An 8,360-nucleotide genomic window follows, 5' to 3' on the forward strand; every position below is an offset into this window, starting at 1 on the left:
GCGGTGGGCGGGGGAGGGCGGGCGGGGTGTGGTGGGGTGGGGGCGTGAGCGCGCTGCCGAACCCGCCGGTCCTGTCGAGCCCCGCGACCCCGGCCGGCCCGCCGGTGCTGCTGCTGGGCGGGCGCAGCGAGATCGGGCTGGAGGTCGCCGAGCGGCTCGTGCGCCGCGGGGCGCGCACCGTCGTGCTCGCCGCCCGCGGCGCCGACCGGCTCGGGGGCGAGGCGGACCGGCTGCGCGCGGCGGGCGCGAGCACCGTGGAGGCGGTCGAGTTCGACGCCGACGACGTCGCCGCCCACGGGCCGCTGCTGGAGGGCCTGGTCGCCCGGCACGGCGCGCTGGACGCCGTCGTGGCCTTCGGGGTGCTGGGCGACCAGGCGCGTGCCGAGGTCGACGTCGCGCACGCCCTGGCGGTGGTGCACACCGACTTCACCGCGCAGGTCAGCGTGCTCAGCCACCTGGCGCGGCTGCTGCGCCCGCTGCGCGCCGGGCGGATCGTGGTGTTCTCCTCCATCGCCGGGGTGCGCGCGCGCCGGCCGAACTACGTCTACGGCTCGGCCAAGGCCGGGCTGGACGCCTTCGCCTCGGGCCTGGCCGACGCCCTGGCCGGCAGCGGGGTGTCCCTGCTGCTGGTGCGGCCGGGTTTCGTGATCGGCCGCATGAGCGCCGGCATGGACCCCGCGCCGCTGTCCAGCACCCCGCCGCAGGTGGCCGAGGCGGCCGTGGCGGCGCTGGCCGCCGGGCGCGGGGAGGTGTGGGTGCCGGGGTCGCTGCGGGCCCTGGCGGCCGCGATGCGCGCCACGCCGCGCGCGGTGTGGCGGCGTGCGCCGCGCTGAGGCGCCGGGCGTCCCGGCGGGCGGGAACCGCGCGCGCTGCCTAGCGTGGCGGGCATGGACCTGGAACTCACCGGGCGCACGGCCCTGGTCACCGGCGGCGACTCCGGCATCGGCTGGCACACCGCCCACCTGCTGCTGGCCGAGGGCGCGCGCGTGGCGCTCACCGACGTCGACCAGCAGCGCCTCGACGAGGCCGCCGCGCGGCTCGGCGCCGGCGCGGACCGCCTCGTGGCCGTCGCCGCCGACCTCACCCGCGCCGAGGACGTGCAGCGCCTGCAGCGGGAGGTCGCCGGGCGCCTGGGCGAGCCGGACGTGCTCGTGCACTGCGCCGGCGTCACCGGCGCGCAAGGGCTGTTCCACGAGATCGACGAGGACGGCTGGCGCTCCACCCTGGAGACCGACTTCTTCGCCGCCGTGCGCGTCGTGCGCGCCTTCCTGGACCCCATGCGGGCCAAGGGGTGGGGGCGCGTGGTGCTGCTGGCCTCGGAGGACGCCGTGCAGCCGTACACCGACGAGCTGCCGTACTGCGCCGCCAAGGCCGCGGTGCTCAGCCTGGTCAAGGGGCTGTCGAAGACGTACGGCTCGGAGGGCGTGCTGGTCAACGCCGTCTCGCCGGCGTTCATCGCCACCCCCATGACCGACGCGATGATGGACAAGCGGGCCCGGGAGAACGGCACGAGCGTGCAGGAGGCGATCGACAGCTTCCTCGACGAGGACCGCCCGTTCATGGAGCTCAAGCGGCGCGGGCGCCCGGAGGAGGTCGCCTCCGTCATCGCGTTCCTGGTCTCCGAGCGCGCCAGCTTCGTCAACGGCAGCAACTACCGCGTGGACTCCGGCTCGGTCGCGACGATCTGAGGGTCGCGCGCGCGGGCACTAGCGTGGCCCGCATGTCCGACCCAGCACGCCCCGCCGCAGCGGGAGCAGCGGTGCTCACGCCCGCGCAGCGCCTCGACGACCTGCCCTTCACCCGCCGCCACCGCCGCCTGGTCGTGGGCTCCGGCGTCGGCTGGGCGCTGGACGCGTTCGACGTGGGCCTGGTCGCCTACGTGCTGCTGGCGCTGCGCGTGCAGTGGGGCATCACGGCCGGGGAGCAGTCCCTCATCGCCTCGGTCGGGTTCGCCGGCATGGCCGTCGGCGCGAGCCTGGGCGGCCTGCTCGCCGACCGGCTGGGCCGCCGGCAGGTGTTCGCGCTGACCCTGCTGGTGTACGGCGTCGCCAGCGGCGCCTCCGCGCTGGCCTGGTCGGTGGGCTCGCTGCTGGTGTTCCGGTTCCTGGTGGGCCTGGGCCTGGGCGCGGAGCTGCCGGTGGCCTCCACCCTCGTCAGCGAGTTCGCGCCCAAGCGGGTGCGCGGGCGCGCCGTGGTGCTGCTGGAGGCGTTCTGGGCGGTGGGGTGGACCGCGGCGGCCCTGGTGGGGTTCCTGCTGGTGCCCGCCTCCGACGACGGGTGGCGCTGGGCGCTGGTGCTGGGCGCGCTGCCGGCGCTGTACGCGGTGGTGGTGCGCCGGGGCCTGCCGGAGTCGGTGCGCTTCCTGGTCGCGCGCGGCCGGCACGAGGAGGCCGAGCGGGTCGTGCGCGGTTTCGAGGAGTCCGCCGGCGTGCGCCGCGAGGAGGCCCCGCTGACCGGCGGCGCCTCCACCGCCGCCCCCGCCGCCACGCCCGCGGCCACGGCCCCGGTGACGCCCGCGGCGGCGGCCCCGGGCGCGGCGGCCCCGGGAGCGGCGGCCGTGCAGGGGGTGTGGTCGCGCGGGCTGCGCCGGCGCACCACCGGCGCGTGGCTGGTGTGGTTCTTCGTGAACTTCAGCTACTACGGCGCGTTCACCTGGATCCCCAGCCTGCTGTTCCAGGACGGGTTCACCCTGGTCCGCTCGCTGGGGTTCACGCTGGTCATCACGCTGGGCCAGCTGCCCGGCTACGCCGCCTCGGCGTGGCTGGTGGAGGCGTGGGGGCGCCGGCGCACCCTGTCGGTGTTCCTCGTCGGTTCCGCCGCGGCGGCGCTGCTCTACGCCGCCGCCGACAGCGAGCCGGCGATCCTCACCGCGGGCGTGCTGCTGTCGTTCTTCAACCTCGGCGCCTGGGGCGCGCTGTACGCGCTGACGCCGGAGGTGTACCCGACGGCGGTGCGCGGGCGCGGTGCCGGCTCGGCGGCCGGGTTCGGGCGCATCGCCTCGATCCTGGCGCCGCTGAGCGTGCCGCTGCTGGTCGACGCCGGGGGCACCGGCCTGGTGTTCGTGGTCTTCGGCGCGGCGTTCGCCGCGGCGGCCGCGGCGAGCTGGCTGCTGCCGGAGACGCGCGGACGGGCCCTGGAGGGCTGAACCCCGCCGGGCGGGCGCGCGACGGCGCGCGGGCGGCTCACCAGCCGCGCTCGCGCCACCGCCCGAGGTGGGGGCGCTCGGCGCCGATCGTGGTGGGCGCCCCGTGCCCGGGGTGCACCACCGCGTCGTCGGCCAGCTCCCCGAACAGGCGCTCGGTGACGTCGCCGAGCAGCGAGGCGAACGCCGCCGCGTCCCCGCGCGTGTTGCCCACCCCGCCGGGGAAGAGGGAGTCGCCGGTGAAGACGTGGTCGGGGCCCTGCCCGCCGCCGGGCAGCACCAGCGCCACCGAGCCGGGGGTGTGCCCGCGCAGGTGCACCACGCGCGCGCGCACGTCGCCCACCTCGAGCACGTCGCCGTGGCGCAGGCGCCGGTCCACCGGCACCGGCAGGTGGTCGGCGTCGTCCTCGCCGGCGGCGGTGGCCGCCCCCGTGGCCGCGACCACCTCGGCGAGCGCGCCGACGTGGTCGTGGTGGCGGTGCGTGGTGACCACCAGGGCCAGCCGGCCGCCGGGGTCGCCGGCGCGCACCAGCTCCAGCAGTGCGCCCGGCTCGGCGGCGGCGTCCACGAGGAGCTGCTCGCGCGTGCGCCGGCAGGTGAGCAGGTACGCGACGTTGTCCATCGGCCCCACGTGCACCGCGCGCACCTGCGCGCTCGCCGTCAGCTCCACGTCCCCCTCCGGTGCCCGGGCCACGCCCCGAACCTACCCGGGGCGCGGCTCAGGCGGCCGGGCGGCGCTCGTCGGGCGCGGTGCCCGGCGGCGGGGCCGCCTCGGCCAGGGCGGGCGCGGCCGGGGCGGTGCGCAGGTCCACCACGGCGGGGGCGGCGGGGGTGCGCCGCTGCGCGCGCCGGCGCAGCAGGGCGGCGGTGAAGGCGAGCGCGACGACGGCGTAGAACGCGGCGCGCGCGCCCTCACCGTCGGCGGCGAAGCCCGCGACGAGCGCCGCGGAACCCGCAGCGCCCACGAAGTGCACGAGGTCCACGAACGACGTCCAGACGGCCACGTCTCCGATGGTGACCCCTCGGGTGCGGGTGCGCCCGCCGGTGCGTGGCGGGACGACCGTCCCGGCCGAGGGTGAAACACGCACAGTGACCTCAGATGGCTCCCGGTGAGGGCGCGGGGGCCGGTGGCGCCCGTCAGCGCAGCCGCAGCCCCAGCACCAGGCCCCCGGCGTCGGGGCCGGGCTCCACCAGCTCGCGGAAGCCCAGCCGCCGGTAGAACGCCACCGCGCCGGCGTTGCGGGTGGAGACCCCCAGGTGCACCCCGGGCACCCCGCGCCCGGCGAGCTGCACCAGCAGGTGCTCCACCAGGCGCCGGCCCAGCCCGCGGCCCTGCACGCGCGGCAGCAGGTCGATGTGCAGGTGCGCCGGGTGCGCGCCGCGCCCGTGCAGGTACGGGCGCGGGCCGGGCGGGTCGTCCAGCGAGCGCAGCAGCGCGGTGTCCAGGGCGGTGGGCGCCGCGCCCGCGGCGACGAGCTCGCGGTGGCGCCGGCGCACCCCGCGCCACCACTCCGCGCGCGCCCACTGCTCGAAAGCCAGGGTGTCGGCGCAGCCGATGACGTACCCGGCCACGCCGGCGCCGTCGTCGACGACGGTGACCAGCGCGGGGTCGTGCGCGGCGTACGGGCCGGCGTACACGTCGCCCAGCAGGCGGGGGTCGCCGTAGCGGCCGGTGGCGTCCTCGCCGTGGAACCCGGTGCGCAGGCACACCTCGTACAGCCCGTCCAGGTCCCCCGGCGAGGACGGGTCGAAGGGGCGCAGGCGCGGTTCCGCCGCGGGCTGCGGGTCCTGCGCTGGCTCCTGCGGCACGGCGCCCATCCTGCCCCAGCCCGGCGCGGCAGGATGGCGGGGTGGACGAGCTGCTGGCCGTGGGGTCCTACACCGCGGCGACGGGCGGGCGGGGGAGCGGCGTGGCGCTGCTGGTGCGCGGGGCGGCCACCGGCCGGCTCGGGTCGGTGCGCGCGGTCGATCCGTGCGACTCCCCGTCGTTCCTGGCCGCCGGCCCCGCCGGCGCGCTGCACGCCGCCCACGAGCTCGACGAGGGCGTCGTGTCCACCCGGCGCTTCGAGCCCGAGCCCGGCGGCGCGGTCGGCGCGGGCCGCTGGCGCGTGCTGGGCGAGGCGCCCAGCGGCGGGGCCTCGCCGTGCCACCTCGCCGTCCACCCCGGCGGGCGGCTGCTCGCGGTGGCGAACTACGGCGGCTCGGTCGGGCTGGTCGCCGCCCCCGGCGGTGCCGCCGCGGAGCTGGTGCAGGTCCTGGCCCACCCCGGCTCCGGCCCGCGCGCCGACCGGCAGGAGGCCTCGCACCCGCACTCGGTGACGTTCCTGGACCCCGCCACCCTGCTCGTGGCGGACCTGGGCACCGACGAGCTGCGCCTGCACCGCGTGGACCCGGCCACCGGCCGCGCCGGGGACGAGCCCGTGCAGCGGGTGCGCACCCCGCCCGGGTGCGGGCCCCGGCACGTCGCGCTCACCGGCGGCCCCGGCGCGCGCGCCCTGCACGTGGCCGGGGAGCTGGACGCCACGCTGCTGTCGCTGCCGGTGCTCGACGGTCCCGGGGGCGCCCGGCTCGGGCGGCCGGTGGTGCACCCGGCCCTGCTGGGCGCGGCGCCGGGTCCCGTGCACCCCTCGGAGGTGGCGGTCCTGGGGCCGGGCAGGGTGGTCGTCGCCAACCGCGGCGCCGACGTCCTCACCGTCCACGACGTGAGCGGCGGCGCGGCGCGGCCGGTGGCCGACGTGCCGCTGGGGGCGGGCAACCCGCGGCACCTGCGGGTGCTGCCGCGCGCCGGGGGCGGCGCGCACCTGTACGTCAGCGCCCAGGACTCCGACCTCGTGGTGCACCTGGCGCTGGACGGGGACCTGGCGGTGGTGGACCGCTCGGTCGCCGCGGTGGGGTCGCCGACGTTCGTGCTGCCGTTCCCCGCCGCCGCGGCGCGGTGACCGCTCCTACCGGAGCGTAATCATTTCTTGACGGACGGTAGCGGAGCGGGGGCCGCTGCGGCATGCTGGACGTGCCCGGCACCGGAGGCCCGGAACCGGCACCCATCCGATCGGGTCGCCGCTCCGAACCCTGCGGTGCACGGCCCCGACGACGCGGCGAGCCCCGCGCCCCGGGACGTGCGACCCGAGCCGCCCGTGCGGGCGACGGAGCCCACGCACCGCTGACCGGTGCCTCGACCGAAGGCTGCCCATGTTCAAGAAGTCGCTGATCGTCGACATGATCGACCGCAGTTCCGAGACGCCCGCCGACCGCAGGAGGTTCCTGCGCGGCATGGGGCTGCTCTCCGCCGGCGCCGTGGGCGCCGGGCTCGCCGCCGGCGCCGCCGCCGAGCCGGCCGAGGCCGCCGCCGCCGTCCCCAGCGAGGGCAGCGTGCTGAACTTCGCCCTGAACCTGGAGTACCTCGAGGCGGAGTTCTACAGCTTCGCCGCCTTCGGCCACGGCCTGGCCGACTCCATGGCCACCGGCACCGGGACCATGGGCGGGGTCACCGGCGGGCACCGCGTGCCCTTCAAGAGCCGCTCCATGCGCTACTACGCCGAGGAGATCGCCGGCGACGAGATCGCCCACGTGAAGTTCCTGCGCGGGGCGCTGGGCGCCAGCGCCGTCTCCCGCCCGGCCATCGACCTGCAGAACTCCTTCACCGCCGCCGCCGTCGCCGCGGGCGTCGTCGAGCGGGGCCAGACGTTCGACCCGTTCTCCTCCGAGGAGGCCTTCCTGCTGGGCGCGTTCCTCTTCGAGGACGTCGGCGTGACCGCCTACAAGGGGGCCGCCCCGCTCATCAGCACCCCCGCCTACCTGGAGGCCGCCGCCGGCATCCTCGCGGTGGAGGCGTACCACTCCGGCATCGTGCGGACCCTGCTGCTGGAGAACGGCCTCGCCGCGCCGACGAACCTCATCTCCGACGCCCGCGACGCCCTCGACGGCTCCGGCGCCGACAAGGACCAGGGCATCACCACCGGCTCCGCCGGTCGGCCGAACCTCGTCGCCGCCGACGCGAACGCCATCGCCTTCAGCCGCACCCCCGGCGAGGTCCTCAACATCGTCTACCTGACCCCGGGCGCCGGTGTCAGCAGGGGCGGGTTCTACCCCGCCGGCCTCAACGGCGAGATCGCCACCAGCTGACCCGCGAAACCCAGGAGACGACCGTGAAGACCAGCAAGCTCACCCCCGCCGTCGCCGTGCTCGTCGGGCTCGGCGCCGCCCTCGCCGGAGCCGGCCCCGCCCAGGCCGCACCCGGTTTCGCCTTCGACCAGCGCATCTCCGGGCCCGACCGCTTCGCCACGGCGGTCGCCGCCTCGAAGCTGCTGTCCCCCGTGGACGGCAGCGCCACCGACGTCGTCGTCGTCAACGGCTACGCCACCGTGGACGGCCTCACCGCGTCCTACCTCGCCGGCCTGCGCAGCGCCCCGGTGCTCTACACCGACACCCGCGCGGTGCCGGCGGTGACCACCGCCGAGATCGACCGCCTCGGGGTCGAGCACGTGTGGATCGTCGGCGGCACCGACCGCGTGCCCGCCGCGCAGCAGCAGGCGTGGGAGGCGGCCGGGCTGGAGGTCACCCGCCTCGCCGGCGCCGACCGCTACGAGACCGCCGCCCTGGTGGCGCAGGTGGACGACGAGCACGCGCCCGAGCAGGTTTTCATCGCCAGCGGCACCGCCACGGCCGACGCCCTGGCCGCCGGGCCCGTGGCGTGGGCGCGGAACCACCCGATCCTGCTCACCGCCGCCGACTCGGTGCCGGCACCCACCGCCGCGGCCCTGCGGGAGCTGGGCACCGCGAACCGGGTGGTCCTGGGCAGCCCCGCCTCGGTGTCCGAGAGCACCTACACCGCCCTCGGCGGCACGCAGCGCATCGGCGGCGCGGACCGGCAGGCCACCGCGGCGGCCATCGCGCAGGACGCGATCGCCACCGAGAACTTCGACCCGCAGAGCGTGGCGCTCACCGGCGGCACGGACGCCACCGCCGCCGACGCCCTGGCCGCCGCGCCCGTGGCGGGCTCGCAGGGCGTGCCGCTGCTGTTCACCGGTTTCGACGGCGGTCTGGGCGCGGGCACCACCGCGTACCTGACGGCGCAGAAGGCGAACTACACCCGCAGCGGGAACGGCTGGGTGTTCGGCGGCGAGCCGTCCGTGCGCCAGGCCACCGCCGACGCGGCCACCGCCGCCGTGCAGTGACGGCCCGCTGAACCGGGTCCCCGGGCCGCCGCGCGCGGCGGCCC

Annotated in this window: 9 protein-coding genes; 6 read left to right on the forward strand and 3 right to left on the reverse strand. The window is 77.8% G+C overall.

All coding sequences use genetic code 11. The features are described 5' to 3' along the window. Positions 1-104: 104 nt before the first annotated feature. From ACRYR7_RS22475 to ACRYR7_RS22485, 3 genes are read left to right on the forward strand one after another with little or no spacing between them, the layout of a single operon-like run. Positions 105-833 carry an SDR family NAD(P)-dependent oxidoreductase gene (locus tag ACRYR7_RS22475; protein WP_432574346.1) on the forward strand — a complete coding sequence of 243 codons (729 nt, stop codon included), beginning with the start codon at positions 105-107 and terminating at the stop codon, positions 831-833. A gap of 54 nt (positions 834-887) precedes the next feature. Next, a complete protein-coding gene (locus ACRYR7_RS22480; RefSeq protein ID WP_432574339.1) occupies positions 888-1,688 on the forward strand; it encodes an SDR family NAD(P)-dependent oxidoreductase in 801 nt (266 codons plus the stop codon). A gap of 32 nt (positions 1,689-1,720) precedes the next feature. After that, a complete protein-coding gene (locus ACRYR7_RS22485; protein WP_432574340.1) occupies positions 1,721-3,145 on the forward strand; it encodes an MFS transporter in 1,425 nt (474 codons plus the stop codon). Between the two features lie 37 nt (positions 3,146-3,182). Here ACRYR7_RS22485 and ACRYR7_RS22490 read toward each other — a convergent pair whose 3' ends face one another. The 3 genes from ACRYR7_RS22490 to ACRYR7_RS22500 all read right to left on the reverse strand — a co-directional run bounded on the left by ACRYR7_RS22490 (position 3,183) and on the right by ACRYR7_RS22500 (position 4,960). Further along, positions 3,183-3,764, reverse strand: coding sequence for an MBL fold metallo-hydrolase (locus ACRYR7_RS22490; RefSeq protein ID WP_432574347.1), 582 nt, complete (start codon positions 3,762-3,764; stop codon positions 3,183-3,185). A gap of 97 nt (positions 3,765-3,861) precedes the next feature. Next, positions 3,862-4,146, reverse strand: coding sequence for a hypothetical protein (locus ACRYR7_RS22495; RefSeq protein WP_432574341.1), 285 nt, complete (start codon positions 4,144-4,146; stop codon positions 3,862-3,864). A gap of 133 nt (positions 4,147-4,279) precedes the next feature. After that, positions 4,280-4,960: a GNAT family N-acetyltransferase gene (locus ACRYR7_RS22500; RefSeq protein WP_432574342.1), complete on the reverse strand. Its 681-nt coding sequence runs from the start codon at positions 4,958-4,960 to the stop codon at positions 4,280-4,282. Between the two features lie 32 nt (positions 4,961-4,992). Here ACRYR7_RS22500 and ACRYR7_RS22505 point away from each other — a divergent pair, with 32 nt between their 5' ends. The 3 genes from ACRYR7_RS22505 to ACRYR7_RS22515 all read left to right on the forward strand — a co-directional run bounded on the left by ACRYR7_RS22505 (position 4,993) and on the right by ACRYR7_RS22515 (position 8,316). Then, positions 4,993-6,081 (forward strand): lactonase family protein, encoded by a 1,089-nt coding sequence (locus tag ACRYR7_RS22505; RefSeq protein WP_432574343.1) that lies wholly within the window; start codon positions 4,993-4,995, stop codon positions 6,079-6,081. Between the two features lie 250 nt (positions 6,082-6,331). Continuing rightward, positions 6,332-7,264: a ferritin-like domain-containing protein gene (locus ACRYR7_RS22510; protein WP_432574344.1), complete on the forward strand. Its 933-nt coding sequence runs from the start codon at positions 6,332-6,334 to the stop codon at positions 7,262-7,264. Positions 7,265-7,287: 23 nt separating this feature from the next. After that, positions 7,288-8,316: a cell wall-binding repeat-containing protein gene (locus tag ACRYR7_RS22515; protein WP_432574345.1), complete on the forward strand. Its 1,029-nt coding sequence runs from the start codon at positions 7,288-7,290 to the stop codon at positions 8,314-8,316. Positions 8,317-8,360: the final 44 nt, after the last annotated feature.

The organism is Kineococcus gurbantunggutensis, from assembly GCF_050871925.1.
In the GTDB taxonomy this organism is placed as follows: Bacteria; Actinomycetota; Actinomycetes; order Actinomycetales; family Kineococcaceae; genus Kineococcus.